This is a genomic window from Streptomyces sp. V2I9 (assembly GCF_030817475.1).
In the GTDB taxonomy this organism is placed as follows: domain Bacteria; phylum Actinomycetota; class Actinomycetes; order Streptomycetales; family Streptomycetaceae; genus Streptomyces.
The window spans coordinates 1224124-1242052 of the sequence record NZ_JAUSZJ010000002.1 but is presented as its reverse complement, the minus strand read 5'-3'; the positions used below and the strand labels follow the sequence as shown (position 1 = coordinate 1242052).

Sequence of the window (17929 nt, the reverse complement as noted above, 5' to 3'; positions counted from 1 at the left end):
AGCCTAGCTCCGCCACTCATTCGGGTGAAGGAGTCCTGGGGCAGCCGTAAATCGAATGTGCGTGCTATACGCTCGGGGTCGAAAGCCTCTGACACTGCTGTGGCGCCCCCCCTACGCTGGGAGAGGGGCTCAGTTCCCCCGCTTCTCTCTAGAAAGGTGCGGACCGGCGTGGCCGACCGTCTCATCGTCCGTGGCGCGCGCGAGCACAACCTGAAGAACGTCTCGCTCGACCTGCCCCGCGACTCCCTCATCGTCTTCACCGGGCTGTCCGGGTCGGGCAAGTCCTCCCTCGCGTTCGACACGATCTTCGCCGAGGGGCAGCGCCGCTACGTCGAGTCGCTCTCCTCGTACGCCCGGCAGTTCCTGGGCCAGATGGACAAGCCGGACGTGGACTTCATCGAAGGCCTCTCCCCGGCCGTCTCCATCGACCAGAAGTCGACCTCGCGCAACCCGCGCTCGACGGTCGGCACGATCACCGAGGTCTACGACTACCTCCGGCTCCTCTTCGCGCGGATCGGCAAGCCGCACTGCCCCGAGTGCCACCGCCCCATCTCGCGCCAGTCGCCGCAGGCCATCGTGGACAAGGTTCTCGGCCTGCCCGAGGGCAGCCGCTTCCAGGTCCTCTCGCCGCTGGTGCGCGAGCGCAAGGGCGAGTTCGTCGACCTCTTCGCCGACCTCCAGACCAAGGGCTACAGCCGCGCGCGGGTGGACGGCGAGACCATCCAGCTCGCCGAGCCGCCCGTGCTCAAGAAGCAGGAGAAGCACACCATCGAGGTGGTCGTCGACCGCCTCACTGTCAAGGACAGCGCCAAGCGCCGGCTGACCGACTCGGTCGAGACCGCGCTCGGCCTCTCCGGCGGCATGGTCGTGCTCGACTTCGTCGACCTCCCCGAGGACGACCCCGAGCGCGAGCGGATGTACTCCGAGCACCTCTACTGCCCGTACGACGACCTCTCCTTCGAGGAGCTGGAGCCGCGCTCCTTCTCCTTCAACTCGCCCTTCGGCGCCTGCCCCGACTGCACCGGCATCGGCACCCGCATGGAGGTCGACCCGGAGCTCATCGTCCCGGACGAGGAGAAGTCCCTCGACGAGGGCGCCATCCACCCCTGGTCCCACGGCCACACCAAGGAGTACTTCGGCCGCCTGATCGGCGCGCTCTCCGAAGCGCTCGGCTTCCGTACGGACATCCCCTGGGCCGGGCTGCCGCAGCGCGCCAAGAAGGCCCTGCTGTACGGACACAAGATCCAGACCGAGGTCCGCTACCGCAACCGGTACGGGCGCGAGCGCGCCTACACCACGCCCGCCTTCGAGGGCGCCGTGCAGTTCGTCAAGCGGCGGCACACCGAGGCCGAGAGCGACTCCAGCCGGGAGCGCTTCGAGGGCTACATGCGCGAGGTGCCCTGCCCCACCTGCGAGGGCACCCGCCTCAAGCCGATCGTGCTCGCGGTGACGGTGATGGAGAAGTCCATCGCCGAGGTGTCCGCGATGTCGATCAGCGAGTGCGCCGAGTTCCTCGGCCGCCTCAAGCTGAACGCCCGCGACAAGAAGATCGCCGAGCGGGTGCTCAAGGAGGTCAACGAACGGCTGAAGTTCCTCGTCGACGTCGGCCTGGACTACCTCTCGCTGAACCGCGCGGCCGGCACCCTGTCCGGTGGCGAGGCCCAGCGCATCCGGCTGGCCACCCAGATCGGCTCCGGCCTGGTCGGCGTGCTGTACGTCCTGGACGAGCCGTCCATCGGCCTGCACCAGCGCGACAACCACCGGCTCATCGAGACCCTGGTCCGCCTCCGCGACATGGGCAACACGCTCATCGTCGTCGAGCACGACGAGGACACCATCAAGGTCGCGGACTGGGTGGTGGACATCGGCCCCGGCGCGGGTGAGCACGGCGGCAAGGTCGTGCACTCCGGCTCGCTCAAGGAACTGCTGGCCAACAAGCAGTCGATCACCGGCCAGTATCTGTCCGGGAAGCGGTCGATCCCGATGCCGGACGTCCGCCGGCCGGTCGACCCGGCCCGCAGCCTCACCGTGCACGGCGCCCGCGAGAACAACCTCCGGGACATCGACGTCTCCTTCCCGCTCGGCGTCCTCACCGCCGTCACGGGTGTCTCCGGCTCCGGGAAGTCGACCCTGGTCAACGACATCCTCTACACCCACCTGGCCCGCGAGCTGAACGGCGCCAAGTCGGTCCCGGGCCGCCACACGCGGGTCGACGGCGACGACCTGGTCGACAAGGTGGTGCACGTCGACCAGTCCCCGATCGGCCGGACCCCCCGGTCCAACCCGGCGACGTACACCGGAGTCTTCGACCACGTCCGCAGACTGTTCGCGGAGACGATGGAGGCGAAGGTGCGCGGCTATCTGCCGGGCCGCTTCTCCTTCAACGTCAAGGGCGGGCGCTGCGAGAACTGCTCCGGTGACGGCACGATCAAGATCGAGATGAACTTCCTGCCCGACGTGTACGTCCCGTGCGAGGTCTGCCACGGTGCGCGCTACAACCGGGAGACCCTGGAGGTGCACTACAAGGGCAAGTCCATCGCCGAGGTGCTGGACATGCCGATCGAGGAGGGCCTGGAGTTCTTCGAGGCCGTCCCGGCGATCGCCCGTCATCTGCGCACCCTCAACGACGTCGGCCTCGGCTACGTCCGGCTGGGGCAGTCCGCGCCGACCCTCTCCGGCGGCGAGGCGCAGCGCGTCAAGCTGGCGAGCGAACTCCAGAAGCGCTCCACCGGCCGCACGGTCTACGTCCTGGACGAGCCGACCACCGGTCTGCACTTCGAGGACATCAGCAAGCTGATCACCGTGCTGTCCGGTCTGGTGGACAAGGGCAACACGGTGATCGTCATCGAGCACAACCTCGACGTCGTCAAGACCGCCGACTGGGTCGTCGACATGGGCCCCGAGGGCGGCAGCGGCGGCGGTCTGGTGGTCGCGGAGGGAACGCCGGAGCAGGTCGCCTCGGTGCCCGCCAGCCACACCGGGAAGTTCCTCCAGTCCATCCTGGACCCGGACCGGATCGCGGAGGCCGCGGTGCCCTCGGGCCGTACGGCGCCCCGCAAGGCGGCCGCCCGCAAGGCCGCGCCGGCGAAGAAGACGGCGGCGAAGAAGGCCGCGACATCCAAGGCCGCCACGAGCAAGGCGGCCACCGGCAAGACGGCCGCCGCGAAGAAGGCCACCCGCGCGCGCACGTCCTGAGCGCCCGTCCGTCCCGCCCGTCCCGCCGGATCCACCACTCCGGCGGGACGGGCGGCCCGGTCGCGGGGCCGGTGATCCCCGCCGGTATGGTCGGTTCTGTCACCGGGCCGCGGGTTCGCCCCGCCGACCCACGCCGTCCGGCGGCCCGGCCCTCCCGCGATCCTTCGTGATCCACCCCGAACAACGTCCCGTGGAGCTCGCATGCCCGGTCTGCCCGCCGCCCGCCGTACCGTGCTGAAGGGCGCCGCGCTCGCCGGTGCCGCCGGGCTGGGAGCGGCCGCCTGTTCCACCGACTCCAAGCTCGGCCACGCCAAGAACCCCACGCCGACCGCTCCCGTGGACCTCGGGGCCGCGTCGGAGGTGCCCGTGGGCGGCGCCAAGCTCTACCGCGAGCAGCGGCTCGTGGTCGTCTGCCCGGCGAAGGGCGAGTACAAGGCGTTCAGCGCCCAGTGCACCCACGGCGGCTGCGTCCTGGACAAGGTCGAGGGCACCGAGGGCCACTGCCCCTGCCACGGCAGCCGCTTCGACATGACCACCGGGCAGCCGGTGAAGGGACCGGCCACCGTGCCGCTGCCCGCCGTTCCGGTCACCGCCGAGGGCGGAAAGCTCGTCGCGGGCCCCGAGGCCTGAGCGGGCTCCGGCCGGCTCCGACGCCCGAGCGCGGTCCGGCCGGCCCGGCGCCTGAACTGGCTTGCGCCGCACCCGGCGCCTGAGCGGGGCCTCATCGCCGCCCGCCCCGCCCCCGCCGCTCACTCCCAGTCCCAGTCGATCCCGATCAGGCCCGGCCGTACGTCCTCCTCCACCAGGTGGACGGTCCGGTGGCGGCCGGTCAGGGTGAGGTCCGCGCGGGCCCCGCGCGACGACCCGGCCGACGCCTGGGCGAACCGGCGGCACCGCACCGGAAGCGCGGCCTCGTCGAAGCCGACCTGGAGCACGTACTGGCCGCCCCCGAAGGTGAAGCCGCGTACGTACTCGTCGCCGGCCCCGCCCGTACCGTCCTCGAAGCCGTAGCCGAAGAGGTATGTCTCCCCCGACCGCAGTCGCGTGTCGAACAGCAGCTCCGCCACCAGCACCCCCGCCTCCCGGTCCCACCGGACCCGGCCCGTCCGGCAGTTCTCCAGGGCGCGCACCGCGATCCGCGACGGGTCGCACCCCGGATCGCCCCGGTGCACCGCCAGGTAGCGGTCCACGCCGTCGCGGTGCGCCCGCACCACGTGCCGGGAGGTGCGGCCCGCCAGCTCCCGGCGGGCCCCGATCCGTACCCGTTCCTGGTGGCCCACCGTGTGCAGCCCGCCGTCCACCGGTGACTCCATCGCCGCGAGGAGCCGCTCCACCGACCCGGACGCCTCCATGAGCGACCGGTACGAACGCCCCGGCGGACGGTCCCCCTCCGCCGGGGCGTCTCCGTCGCGCAACAGCCGCAGCAGTGAGCCGTCCGGCAGCGACAGCACCTCCTCCAGCGCCCGGACCGCCCGCAGCGACTCGGCCCGCCGGGGGCGCCGCGCCCCCTGCTGCCAGTAGCTGAGACTGGTCACCCCGAGCTTGACGCCCCGGTGCGCCAGATGGTGCTGCACCCGCTGGAGCGGCAGCCCGCGCACCGACAACGCCGTACGCAACGCCACATGGAACGGTCCGGTCCGCAGCACCTGCGTCAGTTCGGTCTCGGTCTGCCGCACTGCGGGCCTCCGGTGAACGTTCACGTGGGGAGTGGCGACACCGACCGCCGGGGACGCGGGGGAGCAGGTGACCGGGGCCGGGCCGTTCACACGGACGCCGTGCCGTTCACACCGCGATGTCACCTCGCATTGAAGCGTGTTGACCTGCTCCGGACAACGCCGGATGCTCATCGTCAGCGTCCGGACGCGCTCCTCCGATCCCCACCCCCGCATTGGGAGGAACGCCATGCGCACCCGAAGAGTCAGGCCCGGAAGGTCCTCGTTCACCGCCCTCCTGGCCGCCGTCCTGCTCGCCGTCCCCGCGGGCACCGCCACCGCCGCGCGGGCCCCGGCCGGCTCCGCCGTCGCCGCCCAGCGGCTCGACATCACCATGCAGGCGCAGCAGCAGAGCAACTGGTGCTGGGCGGCCGGAGGCAACACCATCGCCGCCTGGTTCGGCCGTGCCTACAGCCAGAACCAGTTCTGCAACGCGGCCTTCAACCGGGGTCAGAACACGCAGTGCCCCAATTCGCAGGCCACCCTCGGCAACGTCCAGACCGGTCTGTCCTGGGCCGGGGTCAGGCCCGGCAGCTACGTCACCGGCTGGCTGCGCTACCCGACCGTACAGACCGAGATCTCCGCCCGGCGGCCGATCGAGACCCGTATCCAGTGGTCCTCCGGCGGCGGCCACATGCACGTCGTCCACGGGTACGACGACGCCAACAGCTGGGTCTACTGGGGCGACCCGTGGCCCTCCAGCAACCGCTACAACTGGGCCTCGCACGCCTGGTACGTGAACAACAACGAGTTCTCCTGGACCCACTCGCTCTACCGGATCGGGGCGTGAGGACATGAACTCCACCACCCGGCACACCGACACCACCCGGCACACCGGAGCCGCCCGCCGCATCGCCGTCGCCGCCGGGCTGACCGCGGCGGCCCTGTTCACCGCCACCGCCCCCGCCCTCGCCGACGACGGCGGCCCCGCGCCGGTGAAGCTGACCGCCACGACCCTCGAAGCGGCCCACGAGGCCGCCATCGAGCCCGCGACCCTCGACACCGTCTCCCGGTTCTTCGCCCGCGAGGGCACGGTGAGCGCGAAGGCGAGCGCACCCCGGATCGAGGGGAAGGCCGTCCCCGTCCGAACGCTCTCCGCCGCCTTCGTCGCCGGGAGGGCCGGTGCCGCCCCGAGCACCCTGGACCACCTCGCCAGCACGGCCGTCTCCTCGGACGGCCGGAAGGCGTCGCTGTGGACCGTCCCCGGCGCGGACGGCAGTGCCGACTGGCAGGTGGTGAACATCGCCACCGGCGACGACGAGGCCCGCTATGCCGCCCGAGGGGCCCGCGCCCTGCCCGGCGGCACCGTCTTCCGCGAACCGCAGATCGACGCCTGGTACGTCCACGACGCCTCGCGGGTGCTCCCGCTGGACGAGGATGCCAGGACCGCCGTGGGCGTGAAGGGCACCACGCTCGACGCCTACCGCGCCCGCGTCCGGCAGGCGTACGGGGACAAGCTGCCCGGCTCCGGCTACGCCCGCTCCGGCAAGGCGGGCGGCTACGGACCCGAGGCGGCCACCGGCCAGGCCCCCGCCACCGGACAGGTCCCCGCTCCCGTCCAGGGCCCGGTCCCGGACGCGGCCCCCGCCGCGGGCCCGGCGCTCGCCGACGCGGCCCGGGGCCCCGACACGGCGCTGACCGCCGTCTCGGCCACCGCGGGCGCCGGAGCGCTGCTCGCCCTGGCGCTGACCGGGGCCGCCGCGCTCCGCCGACGCGGCCGTACCGGGCGATCCCCGGCCGCGGGCGCCTGAGCGGCGGGCCCACCGGCCCACCGGCCCGCAGGACCGCGCTCCGGGGTGCGCACACCCCTCCCCGGCGCCCCGGAGCGCGGCACCACCCGAGGACGACGTGCTGTCACTGCCCGCAAGTAGGGTGTGAGACATGGCAGACCCCTCCAGCTACCGCCCCAAGCCGGGACAGATCCCCGACTCCCCGGGGGTCTACAAATTCCGCGACGAGCACCGCCGGGTGATCTACGTCGGGAAGGCCAAGAACCTGCGCCAGCGTGTGGCCAACTACTTCCAGGACGTGGCCAACCTCCATCCCCGCACGCGCACGATGGTGACCACCGCGGCCTCCGTCGAGTGGACGGTCGTCTCCACCGAGGTCGAGGCGCTCCAGCTGGAGTACACCTGGATCAAGGAGTTCGACCCCCGGTTCAACGTGAAGTACCGCGACGACAAGAGCTATCCGTATCTCGCGGTCACGCTCGACGAGGAGTTCCCCCGCGTCCAGGTGATGCGCGGCGCCAAGAAGAAGGGCGTGCGCTACTTCGGTCCGTACGGCCACGCCTGGGCGATCCGCGAGACCGTCGACCTGATGCTGCGGGTCTTCCCCGTCCGCACCTGCTCGGCCGGGGTCTTCAAGAACGCCGAGCGCACCGGCCGCCCCTGCCTGCTGGGCTACATCGGCAAGTGCTCGGCCCCCTGCGTCGGCCGCGTCACCCCCGAGGAACACCGCGAGCTGGCCGAGGACTTCTGCGACTTCATGGCCGGCCGCACCGGCACCTACATCCGCCGCCTGGAGAAGGACATGATGCGGGCGGCCGAGGAGATGGAGTACGAGCGGGCCGCCCGTCTCCGCGACGACGCCGAGGCCCTCAAACGGGCCATGGAGAAGAGCGCCGTCGTCCTCGCCGACGCCACCGACGCCGACCTGATCGCCGTGGCCGAGGACGAGCTGGAGGCCGCCCTCCAGATCTTCCACGTGCGCGGCGGCCGGGTGCGCGGCCAGCGCGGCTGGGTCACCGACAAGGTCGAGGCGGTCGACACCTCCGGTCTCGTCGAACACGCCCTCCAGCAGCTGTACGGGGAGGAGCGCGGCGACGCCGTCCCCAAGGAGGTCCTGGTCCCCGCCCTGCCGGAGGACCCCGAAGCGGTCTCCCAGTGGCTCGCCGAGCGCCGGGGCTCCCAGGTCAGCCTGCGCATCCCGCAGCGCGGCGACAAGAAGGACCTGATGACCACCGTCCAGCGCAACGCCCAGCAGGCGCTCGGACTGCACAAGACCAAGCGGGCCTCCGACCTGACCACCCGCTCCCGCGCCCTGGAGGAGATCGCCGAGGCGCTGGGGCTCGACGCCGCCCCGCTGCGCATCGAGTGCTACGACATCTCCCACCTCCAGGGCGACGACGTGGTGGCCTCCATGGTGGTCTTCGAGGACGGGCTCGCCCGCAAGAGCGAGTACCGCCGCTTCCAGATCAAGGGCTTCGAGGGCCAGGACGACGTCCGCTCGATGCACGAGGTGATCGGCCGCCGCTTCAAGCGCTACCTCCAGGAGAAGGAGCGCACGGGGGAGTGGGAGGAACAGCCCCCGCCCGGAACCGGCCCGTCCGCCGCCGGCCCCGCCGCCACGGGCACCGCGGGCGGCCCCACGGATACCGGCCCCGAAGGCCTTGACGGCCCCGCCGCCACCGGCCCCGTCCCCGCCCCGGCCCTCGCCCCCGCCTCTCCGGACGACGTGACCGAGCCCCGCGAGGACGACGGCCGCCCCAAGCGGTTCGCCTACCCGCCCCAGCTCGTCGTCGTCGACGGCGGGCAGCCGCAGGTCGCCGCCGCCCGGCGCGCCCTGGACGAGCTGGGCATCGACGACATCGCCGTCTGCGGCCTCGCCAAGCGGCTCGAAGAGGTCTGGCTCCCCGACGACGACGATCCCGTCGTCCTGCCCCGCTCCAGCGAGGGCCTCTACCTCCTCCAGCGCGTCCGGGACGAGGCCCACCGTTTCGCCATCACCTACCAGCGCGCCAAACGCGCCAAGCGCCTCCGCTCCAGCCCCCTCGACGACGTGGCCGGCCTCGGCGAGACCCGGAAGCAGGCCCTGATCAAGCATTTCGGCTCGGTGAAGAAGCTCCGGCAGGCGACAATCGACGAGATCTGCGAGGTCCCCGGGATAGGGCGAAGGACGGCGGAATCGGTGGCCGCCGCCCTCGCCTCGACCACTCCCGCGGCACCTGCCGTGAACACGGCCACAGGAGAGATCATCGAAGAGGACGACGGGGGCAGCTCATGACCGAGAACAGCCGTACGACCGCACAGAACGCCGCAGAACGAGCAGACGGAGCAGCAGACGTGAGTACGAACGCCCCGAACGAGACGGGTGAGGCGGCCATCCCCGAGCTGGTGATCATCTCCGGGATGTCGGGCGCCGGCCGCAGCACCGCCGCCAAGTGTCTGGAGGACCTCGGCTGGTTCGTCGTCGACAACCTGCCGCCGGCCCTGATCCCCACCATGGTGGAGCTCGGCGCCCGCTCGCAGGGCAACGTGGCCCGGATCGCCGTCGTGGTCGACGTGCGCGGCCGCCGCTTCTTCGACAACCTCCGCGAATCCCTCGCGGACCTGGAGGCCAAGCACGTCACCCGCCGGATCGTCTTCCTGGAGTCTTCCGACGACGCCCTGGTCCGCCGCTTCGAGTCCGTCCGCCGTCCGCACCCCCTCCAGGGCGACGGCCGCATCGTCGACGGCATCGCGGCCGAGCGCGACCTCCTGCGCGAGCTGCGCGGCGACGCCGACCTGGTCATCGACACCTCCAGCCTCAACGTCCACGAGCTGCGGGCCAAGATGGACGCCCAGTTCGCGGGCGAGTCGGAGCCGGAGCTGCGGGCCACGGTGATGTCCTTCGGCTACAAGTACGGCCTGCCCGTCGACGCCGACCTCGTCGTCGACTGCCGCTTCCTGCCCAATCCGCACTGGGTCCCCGAACTGCGCCCCTTCACCGGGGTCAACGAGGAGGTCTCCGACTACGTCTTCGACCAGCCGGGGGCCAAGGAGTTCCTCAACCAGTACACGGAGCTGCTCCAGCTGATCGCCGCGGGCTACCGCCGCGAGGGCAAGCGCTACGTGACCATCGCGGTCGGCTGCACCGGCGGCAAGCACCGCTCCGTCGCCATGTCGGAGAAGCTGTCCGCCCGGCTCGCCGCCGAAGGCATCGAGACCGTTCTCGTCCACCGTGACATGGGGCGAGAGTGACCGGACGCAACCTGCGGATGCGGCGCCTGAGCCGCGCCGGCTCGGCGCTCTCCGGCCGCAAACGCGGTGCCCAGCCCAAGGTCGTCGCACTCGGCGGCGGCATGGGTCTCTCGGCCTCCCTGACGGCGCTGCGCCGGATCACCGGTGATCTCACGGCCGTGGTCACCGTCGCGGACGACGGCGGCTCCAGCGGCCGGCTGCGTGAGGAGCTGGGCGTGCTGCCCCCCGGTGACCTGCGCAAGGCGCTCGCCGCGCTGTGCGGCGACGACGACTGGGGCCGCACCTGGTCACGGGTGGTCCAGCACCGCTTCGAGTCCAAGGGCGAGCTCCACGGGCACGCGGTCGGCAATCTGCTGATCGTCGCCCTCTGGGAGCAGCTCGGGGATCACGTCCAGGCGCTCGACCTGGTCGGCAGGCTGCTCGGCGCGCACGGCCGGGTGCTGCCGATGTCGGCGGTCCCGCTGGAGCTCCAGGCGCTGGTCAAGGGCCACGACCCGGAGCTGCCCGACGCGATCGTCACCGTGCGCGGCCAGGCCACCGTGGCGCTCACCCCCGGCGAGGTGCAGTCCGTGCACGTGGTCCCGCCCGACCCGCCGGCCGTCCCGGAGGCCGTGGAGGCGGTCCTGGACGCCGACTGGGTGGTGCTCGGCCCCGGCTCCTGGTTCTCCTCCGTGATCCCCCACCTCCTGGTGCCCGAACTGCTCGACGCGCTGGTGACCACCAAGGCCCGCAAGGTCCTCTCGCTGAACCTCGCCCCGCAGCCCGGTGAAACAGAAGGCTTCTCACCGCAGCGTCATTTGGAGGTTTTGGGGCGACACGCCCCTAAACTCGCCTTGGACGTGGTGCTGGCCGACGAGGCCGCCGTGCCCGATCGTGACTCCCTGGCCGACGCGGCCCAGCGGCTCGGGGCCGCGGTCGAGCTGGCGCCGGTGGAATCGCCCGACGGCGTTCCGGTCCATGATCAGGAGCTGTTGGCCGCCGCGTACGACCGTATTTTTCGGATGCATGGAAGGATCGGCCCATGGCGATGACGCCAGCGGTGAAGAACGAAATCTCTCATCTTCCCGTCACCCGGACCTGCTGCAGGAAGGCGGAGGTCTCGGCGATTCTTCGGTTCGCGGGCGGGCTGCACCTGGTGAGCGGCCGGATTGTGATCGAGGCGGAGCTGGACACCGGCAACGCCGCCCGCCGCCTCAAGCGCGACATCCTGGAGATCTTCGGGCACAGCTCGGAGCTGATCGTGATGGCCCCCGGCGGACTGCGGCGCGGCTCGCGCTTCGTCGTACGCGTGGTGGCGGGCGGCGACCAGCTGGCCCGCCAGACCGGACTGGTCGACGGCCGCGGGCGCCCGATCCGGGGCCTGCCCCCGCAGGTGGTCTCGGGGGCCACCTGCGACGCCGAGGCGGCCTGGCGCGGCGCCTTCCTCGCCCACGGTTCGCTCACCGAGCCCGGCCGCTCCTCCTCGCTGGAGGTCACCTGCCCCGGTCCGGAGGCGGCTCTCGCCCTGGTCGGGGCGGCCCGTCGGCTCTCCATCGCCGCCAAGGCGCGCGAGGTGCGCGGTGTGGACCGGGTCGTGGTCCGCGACGGCGACGCGATCGGCGCCCTGCTGACCCGCCTCGGCGCGCACGACGCGGTGCTCGCCTGGGAGGAGCGGCGGATGCGGCGCGAGGTCCGCGCCACGGCCAACCGCCTCGCCAACTTCGACGACGCCAACCTGCGCCGCTCGGCCCGCGCCGCGGTCGCCGCCGGTGCGCGGGTGGGCCGCGCCCTGGAGATCCTCGGCGAGGAGGTTCCCGAGCACCTCGCCGCCGCGGGGCGGCTGCGCATGGAGCACAAGCAGGCGTCCCTGGAGGAGCTGGGCGCGCTCGCCGACCCGCCGCTGACCAAGGACGCGGTGGCTGGCCGGATCCGGCGACTGCTGGCGATGGCCGACAAGCGGGCCCAGGACCTCGGCATCCCGGGGACCGAGTCGACCCTGAGCGAGGAGATGGCCGACGGACTGGTCGGCTGAACGGGCGGCCCCGGCCGGTGTCGTCGCCCCCCCACCGGACCGACCGGGCGACCTCGGTCCCGGCGGGCGTCACCGGCGGCCCCGGACCCGGCGTGACCCGGTTCCCGGACGGCGAAACGGAGGTCCGTACTCCTACCGGCGAGTATGGACCTCGGGTCGTGTCCGGTGGCGCGGAGGGGCCCTCTCGATGTCACCTCCCGGCCCCCGGAGAGGTAGGGTCGGAAGCGGTCGGGGACATCCCTATACAACTCGCCGGCGTCGAAAACCGGCGTACCTAACGAGGAGATCGGTTCGTGACGATCCGCGTAGGCATCAACGGCTTCGGCCGCATCGGTCGCAACTACTTCCGCGCGCTGCTCGAGCAGGGTGCGGACATCGAGATCGTGGCTGTCAACGACCTGGGTGACACTGCGACCACGGCTCACCTGCTGAAGTACGACACCATCCTGGGCCGTCTCAAGGCAGAGGTCAGCCACACCGCCGACACCATCACCGTCGATGGTCACACCGTCAAGGTGCTCTCCGAGCGCAACCCGGCCGACATCCCCTGGGGTGAGCTGGGCGTCGACATCGTCATCGAGTCGACCGGCATCTTCACCAAGAAGGCCGACGCCGAGAAGCACATCGCGGGCGGCGCCAAGAAGGTCCTCATCTCGGCTCCGGCCAAGGACGAGGACATCACCATCGTGATGGGCGTCAACCAGGACCAGTACGACGCGGCCAAGCACAACGTCATCTCCAACGCCTCCTGCACCACCAACTGCGTGGCGCCGATGGCCAAGGTCCTCGACGAGAACTTCGGCATCGTCAAGGGCCTGATGACGACGGTCCACGCGTACACCAACGACCAGCGGATCCTGGACTTCCCGCACTCGGACCTGCGCCGCGCCCGCGCCGCCGCCGAGAACATCATCCCGACCACCACCGGCGCCGCCAAGGCCACCGCCCTGGTGCTCCCGCAGCTCAAGGGCAAGCTCGACGGCATCGCGATGCGCGTCCCGGTCCCGACGGGCTCCGCCACCGACCTCGTCGTGACGCTGGCGCGCGAGGTCACCAAGGACGAGGTCAACGCCGCGTTCAAGAAGGCCGCCGACGACGGCGCCCTCAAGGGCTTCCTGACGTACACCGAGGACCCGATCGTCTCCTCGGACATCGTCGGCGACCCGTCGTCCTGCACCTTCGACTCCTCCCTGACCATGGTCCAGGAGGGGAACTCGGTGAAGATCCTCGGCTGGTACGACAACGAGTGGGGCTACTCCAACCGCCTCGTCGACCTCACGGTCTTCGTCGGCGAGCAGCTCTGATCCTCGGGTCGGCAGGCACAACGATGTGAACTGAGGGGCTCGACCGGCGCAACGACGCGCCGGTCGAGCCCCTTAGCATGCTCATCGGTCCTTCCAAGGAGTAAACGGAACAGATGAAGACGATCGACGAACTTCTCGCCGAAGGGGTCGCGGGCAAGCGGGTATTCGTCCGCGCCGACCTCAATGTGCCGCTGGACGGCACCACGATCACCGACGACGGCCGTATCCGCGCCGTGGTCCCGACGATCGCCGAGCTCGCCGAAGCCGGCGCGCGCGTCGTCGTCGCCTCGCACCTCGGCCGCCCCAAGGGAGCCCCGGACCCGGCCTTCTCGCTGGCTCCCGTCGCCGCGCGTCTGGGCGAACTCCTCGGCACCGACGTCGCCTTCGCCACCGACACGGTCGGCGAGTCCGCCCGCGCCGTGGTCGCCGGCCTCGCGGACGGCCAGGTCGCGCTCGTCGAGAACCTCCGCTTCAACCCCGGCGAGACGTCGAAGGACGACGCCGAGCGCGGCGCCTTCGCCGACCGGCTGGCCGAGCTGGCGGACGTCTACGTGGGCGACGGCTTCGGCGCGGTGCACCGCAAGCACGCCTCGGTCTACGACCTCCCGGCCCGGCTCCCGCACTACGCGGGCTACCTGATCGCCACCGAGGTCGGCGTCCTCAAGAAGCTCACCACCGACGTCGCCCGGCCCTACGCGGTCGTGCTCGGCGGCGCCAAGGTCTCCGACAAGCTCGGCGTGATCGACCACCTGCTGGAGCGGGCCGACCGCATCCTCATCGGCGGCGGCATGGCGTACACCTTCCTCAAGGCCCAGGGCTACGAGGTCGGGAGCTCGCTGCTCCAGGAGGACCAGATCCCGGCCGTCCAGGAGTACCTGCGGCGCGCGGAGGAGAAGGGCGTGGAGTTCGTCCTCCCCGTCGACGTCGTGGTCGCCCCGTCCTTCCCGGACCTGAAGACCAAGGCCCCGGCCCACCCCACCACGGTCGCCGCCGACGCCATGCCGGCCGGCCAGATGGGGCTGGACAACGGCCCCGAGACCAACAAGCTCTACGCATCGAAGCTCGCCGACGCGGCCACCGTCTTCTGGAACGGCCCGATGGGCGTCTTCGAGCACCCCGACTTCGCCGACGGCACCCGCGCGGTCGCCCAGGCGCTCGTCGACTCCCCGGCCTTCAGCGTCGTCGGCGGCGGCGACTCCGCCGCGGCCGTCCGCATCCTGGGCTTCGACGAGAATGCTTTCGGACATATTTCGACCGGTGGTGGCGCGAGCCTCGAATACCTCGAGGGCAAGACGCTTCCCGGGCTCGCCGCACTGGAGGACTGACCTTTCATGACCACCCGCACCCCGCTGATGGCGGGCAACTGGAAGATGAACCTCAACCACCTCGAGGCCATCGCCCACGTCCAGAAGCTCGCCTTCGCGCTGACCGAGAAGGACTACGAGGACGTCGAGGTCGCCGTCCTCCCGCCCTTCACCGACCTGCGCTCCGTGCAGACCCTGGTCGACGGCGACAAGCTGAAGATCAAGTACGGCGCCCAGGACATCTCCGCGCACGAGTCCGGCGCGTACACCGGTGAGATCTCCGGCTCCATGCTCGCCAAGCTGCGCTGCACCTACGTGGCCGTCGGCCACAGCGAGCGCCGCCAGTACCACGGCGAGACCGACGAGCTCTGCAACGCCAAGGTGAAGGCCGCCTACCGGTTCGGCCTGACCCCGATCCTCTGCGTCGGCGAGGGCCTGGAGGTCCGCAAGGCCGGTGACCAGGTCGCGTACACCCTCGCGCAGCTCGACGGCGGACTGAAGGACGTCCCGGCCGAGCAGGCCGGGACGATCGTCATCGCCTACGAGCCGGTCTGGGCCATCGGGACCGGCGAGGTCGCCACCCCCGAGGACGCCCAGGAGGTCTGCGGCGCTATCCGCGGCCGGCTGGCCGAGCTGTACTCGCAGGAGCTGGCCGACGCCGTCCGCATCCAGTACGGCGGCTCGGTGAAGTCCGGCAACGTCGCGGCCATCATGGCGCAGCCCGACGTGGACGGCGCCCTGGTCGGCGGCGCGGCGCTGGACGCCGACGAGTTCGTCAAGATCGTCCGCTTCCGCGACCAGTGAGTATGCGGTAGCGCGGATCCGTCGTACCCTTGCGGGGGCCGGAGGGGCTGACACCCTTCGGCCCCCGGTGCACGTACACGCAGTAGTCAAGAATTCCGGAAAGTAGGGACCAGCCGTGGTTTTGGCGTTCCAGATCGCTCTGATCGTCTTCAGCCTGCTGCTGATGCTGCTGGTGCTCATGCACAAGGGCAAGGGCGGCGGCCTCTCCGACATGTTCGGTGGCGGAATGCAGTCCTCCGTCGGTGGCTCCTCGGTCGCCGAGCGCAACCTCGACCGGATCACCGTCGTGGTCGGCCTGATCTGGTTCGCGTGCATCGTCGTCCTCGGCCTGCTCATCAAGCTGGACGGCTGACGCGTCGTCGGCGCATCCGGTGAGCGTGTAACTCCTTTCACTGGACGTGCGTTGGGCCTTACGTAGACTGGGGCATCGCTCGAGCACCATCACGCAGGGAGTTACGACCGTGGCAAGTGGCAACGCGATCCGGGGAAGCCGGGTCGGAGCGGGGCCGATGGGGGAGGCCGAGCGGGGCGAGTCCGCGCCGCGTCTCCGCATCTCCTTCTGGTGCTCGAACGGGCACGAGACGCAGCCGAGCTTCGCCCATGACGCGCAGGTGCCGGACACCTGGGACTGCCCACGCTGCGGCTTCCCGGCCGGCCAGGACAAGGACAGCCCGCCCGATCCGCCCCGCACCGAGCCGTACAAGACGCACCTGGCGTACGTACGCGAGCGGCGCAGCGACGAGGACGGCGAGGCGATCCTCGCCGAGGCCCTCGCCAAGCTCCGCGGCGAGATCTAGCGCCCCCGTCCCACGGACCCACCAGCTTCTCACCGGCCGGACACCCCACGGGTGTCCGGCCGTGTCGCGTTCCCGCGCCACCGGCCCACCGCCACCGTCGCCGGCCACCTCGATCAATTAGGTTGGAAGGGCAGCGGGGATGCTGAGCAACGAGAAGAAACGGGCTGATATCCGGGATGAACGCAGCAAGCCGAACCAAGCTCAACCAGATGCCCGAGTGGACGGCTCTCGCCGAGCACCGTGAGGAGCTCGGCGCACCCCAGCTGCGCGAGCTGTTCGCGCGGCAGCCGGACCGGGGCACCGCCTACTCCCTGCGGGTCGGCGACCTCCACCTCGACTACTCCAAGCACCTGGTCACCGACGAGACGCTGCGCCTGCTGCGCGACCTCGCCGCCGCCACCGGGGTCGCCGAGCTGCGGGACGCCATGTTCCGCGGTGAGAGGATCAACACCACCGAGGACCGGGCCGTCCTGCACACCGCGCTCCGCGCCCCGCGCGACGCGGTGATCGAGGTCGACGGCGAGAACGTCGTGCCGGCCGTGCACGCCGTCCTGGACAAGATGGCCGCCTTCGCCGACAAGGTCCGCTCCGGGCAGTGGACCGGCCACACCGGCCAGCCGGTCAGGAACATCGTCAACATCGGCATCGGCGGCTCCGACCTCGGCCCCGCCATGGCCTACGAGGTGCTGCGCTCCTTCACGGACCGCGACCTCACCCTCCGCTTCGTCTCCAACGTCGACGGCGCCGACCTCCACGAGGCCGTCCGGGACCTCGACCCGGCCGAGACGCTGTTCGTCATCGCCTCCAAGACGTTCACCACGATCGAGACCATCACCAACGCCACCTCCGCGCGGGACTGGCTGCTCACCGAGCTGAAGGCCGGTCAGGACGCCGTCGCCCACCACTTCGTGGCCCTGTCGACCAATGCCGAGAAGGTCGAGGAGTTCGGCATCGACACGGCCAACATGTTCGAGTTCTGGGACTGGGTCGGCGGACGCTACAGCTACGACTCCGCGATCGGCCTCTCGCTGATGGTCGCCATCGGCCCGGACCGCTTCCGCGAGATGCTCGACGGCTTCCACCTCGTCGACGAGCACTTCCGCACCGCCCCCGCCGAGGAGAACGTCCCGCTCCTGATGGGCCTCCTCGGCGTCTGGTACGGCAACTTCTTCGACGCCCAGTCGCACGCGGTGCTCCCGTACAGCCACTACCTGTCCAAGTTCACCGCGTACCTCCAGCAGCTCGACATGGAGTCCAACGGCAAGTCCGTCGACCGCGAGGGCGACCCGGTGGAGTGGCAGACCGGGCCGGTCGTCTGGGGCACCCCCGGCACCAACGGGCAGCACGCGTACTACCAGCTGATCCACCAGGGCACCAAGCTGGTTCCGGCGGACTTCATCGGCTTCGCCGCGCCCGTCCACGACCTGCTGCCCGGTCTGATCGCCCAGCACGACCTGCTGATGGCCAACTTCTTCGCGCAGACCCAGGCCCTCGCCTTCGGCAAGACGCCCGAGGAGGTCCGGGCGGAGGGCGTGCCCGAGGAACTGGTCCCGCACAAGACGTTCCGGGGCAACCACCCCACGACGACGATCCTCGCCGACAAGCTGACCCCCTCGGTGCTCGGTCAGCTCATCGCGCTGTACGAGCACAAGGTCTTCGTCCAGGGCGCGATCTGGAACATCGACTCCTTCGACCAGTGGGGCGTCGAACTCGGCAAGGTCCTCGCCAAGAAGATCGAACCGCTGCTCACGGAGGGGGACGCGGCAGCCGACGCGGGGCAGCTCGACAGCTCCACCGCGGCCCTGGTCGACGCCTACCGGACGCTGCGGGGGCGCTGACCC

Annotated in this window: 15 protein-coding genes; 14 read left to right on the top strand and 1 reads right to left on the bottom strand. The window is 71.1% G+C overall.

The annotated features are described in order from the left end of the window. Window positions 1-168 precede the first annotated feature (168 nt). Window positions 169-3195, top strand: coding sequence for an excinuclease ABC subunit UvrA (gene uvrA, locus QFZ71_RS05600; RefSeq protein WP_307667149.1), 3027 nt, complete (start codon window positions 169-171; stop codon window positions 3193-3195). 201 nt (window positions 3196-3396) lie between these two features. Then, window positions 3397-3825: a Rieske (2Fe-2S) protein gene (locus QFZ71_RS05595; RefSeq protein WP_307667148.1), complete on the top strand. Its 429-nt coding sequence runs from the start codon at window positions 3397-3399 to the stop codon at window positions 3823-3825. 119 nt (window positions 3826-3944) lie between these two features. Here the strand turns inward: QFZ71_RS05595 and QFZ71_RS05590 are convergent, their stop codons facing one another. After that, window positions 3945-4871 carry a hypothetical protein gene (locus tag QFZ71_RS05590; RefSeq protein WP_307667147.1) on the bottom strand — a complete coding sequence of 309 codons (927 nt, stop codon included), beginning with the start codon at window positions 4869-4871 and terminating at the stop codon, window positions 3945-3947. Between the two features lie 226 nt (window positions 4872-5097). Here QFZ71_RS05590 and QFZ71_RS05585 point away from each other — a divergent pair, with 226 nt between their 5' ends. The 12 genes from QFZ71_RS05585 to pgi all read left to right on the top strand — a co-directional run bounded on the left by QFZ71_RS05585 (window position 5098) and on the right by pgi (window position 17926). Next, complete coding sequence (locus tag QFZ71_RS05585) at window positions 5098-5697, top strand: papain-like cysteine protease family protein (protein ID WP_307667146.1); 600 nt, start codon at window positions 5098-5100, stop codon at window positions 5695-5697. 4 nt (window positions 5698-5701) lie between these two features. Then, a complete protein-coding gene (locus QFZ71_RS05580) occupies window positions 5702-6658 on the top strand; it encodes a hypothetical protein (RefSeq protein ID WP_307667145.1) in 957 nt (318 codons plus the stop codon). A gap of 130 nt (window positions 6659-6788) precedes the next feature. Beyond that, the gene (gene uvrC / locus QFZ71_RS05575) at window positions 6789-8912 is read left to right on the top strand and encodes an excinuclease ABC subunit UvrC (protein WP_307667143.1); all 2124 of its coding nucleotides are present in this window, start codon (window positions 6789-6791) and stop codon (window positions 8910-8912) included. Further along, complete coding sequence (gene rapZ, locus QFZ71_RS05570; RefSeq protein ID WP_307667142.1) at window positions 8909-9868, top strand: RNase adapter RapZ; 960 nt, start codon at window positions 8909-8911, stop codon at window positions 9866-9868. The genes uvrC and rapZ overlap by 4 nt, the downstream gene beginning before the upstream one ends. After that, on the top strand, window positions 9865-10899 hold the full coding sequence (gene yvcK, locus QFZ71_RS05565) for a uridine diphosphate-N-acetylglucosamine-binding protein YvcK (RefSeq protein WP_307667140.1): 1035 nt from the start codon (window positions 9865-9867) through the stop codon (window positions 10897-10899). The genes rapZ and yvcK overlap by 4 nt, the downstream gene beginning before the upstream one ends. After that, window positions 10890-11879, top strand: a complete 990-nt coding sequence (gene whiA, locus QFZ71_RS05560; protein ID WP_307667139.1) for a DNA-binding protein WhiA — start codon at window positions 10890-10892, stop codon at window positions 11877-11879. The genes yvcK and whiA overlap by 10 nt, the downstream gene beginning before the upstream one ends. Window positions 11880-12172: 293 nt before the next feature. After that, a complete protein-coding gene (gap, locus tag QFZ71_RS05555) occupies window positions 12173-13183 on the top strand; it encodes a type I glyceraldehyde-3-phosphate dehydrogenase (protein WP_307667138.1) in 1011 nt (336 codons plus the stop codon). Window positions 13184-13296: 113 nt separating this feature from the next. Continuing rightward, window positions 13297-14508, top strand: a complete 1212-nt coding sequence (gene pgk, locus QFZ71_RS05550) for a phosphoglycerate kinase (RefSeq protein ID WP_307667137.1) — start codon at window positions 13297-13299, stop codon at window positions 14506-14508. A gap of 6 nt (window positions 14509-14514) precedes the next feature. After that, window positions 14515-15291 (top strand): triose-phosphate isomerase, encoded by a 777-nt coding sequence (tpiA, locus tag QFZ71_RS05545; protein WP_307667135.1) that lies wholly within the window; start codon window positions 14515-14517, stop codon window positions 15289-15291. Window positions 15292-15406: 115 nt separating this feature from the next. After that, window positions 15407-15643 (top strand): preprotein translocase subunit SecG, encoded by a 237-nt coding sequence (secG, locus tag QFZ71_RS05540; protein WP_030118084.1) that lies wholly within the window; start codon window positions 15407-15409, stop codon window positions 15641-15643. 109 nt (window positions 15644-15752) lie between these two features. Further along, on the top strand, window positions 15753-16088 hold the full coding sequence (locus QFZ71_RS05535; protein WP_073217477.1) for an RNA polymerase-binding protein RbpA: 336 nt from the start codon (window positions 15753-15755) through the stop codon (window positions 16086-16088). 176 nt (window positions 16089-16264) lie between these two features. Beyond that, window positions 16265-17926, top strand: a complete 1662-nt coding sequence (pgi, locus tag QFZ71_RS05530) for a glucose-6-phosphate isomerase (protein WP_307667134.1) — start codon at window positions 16265-16267, stop codon at window positions 17924-17926. The last annotated feature ends 3 nt before the right edge of the window (window positions 17927-17929 follow it).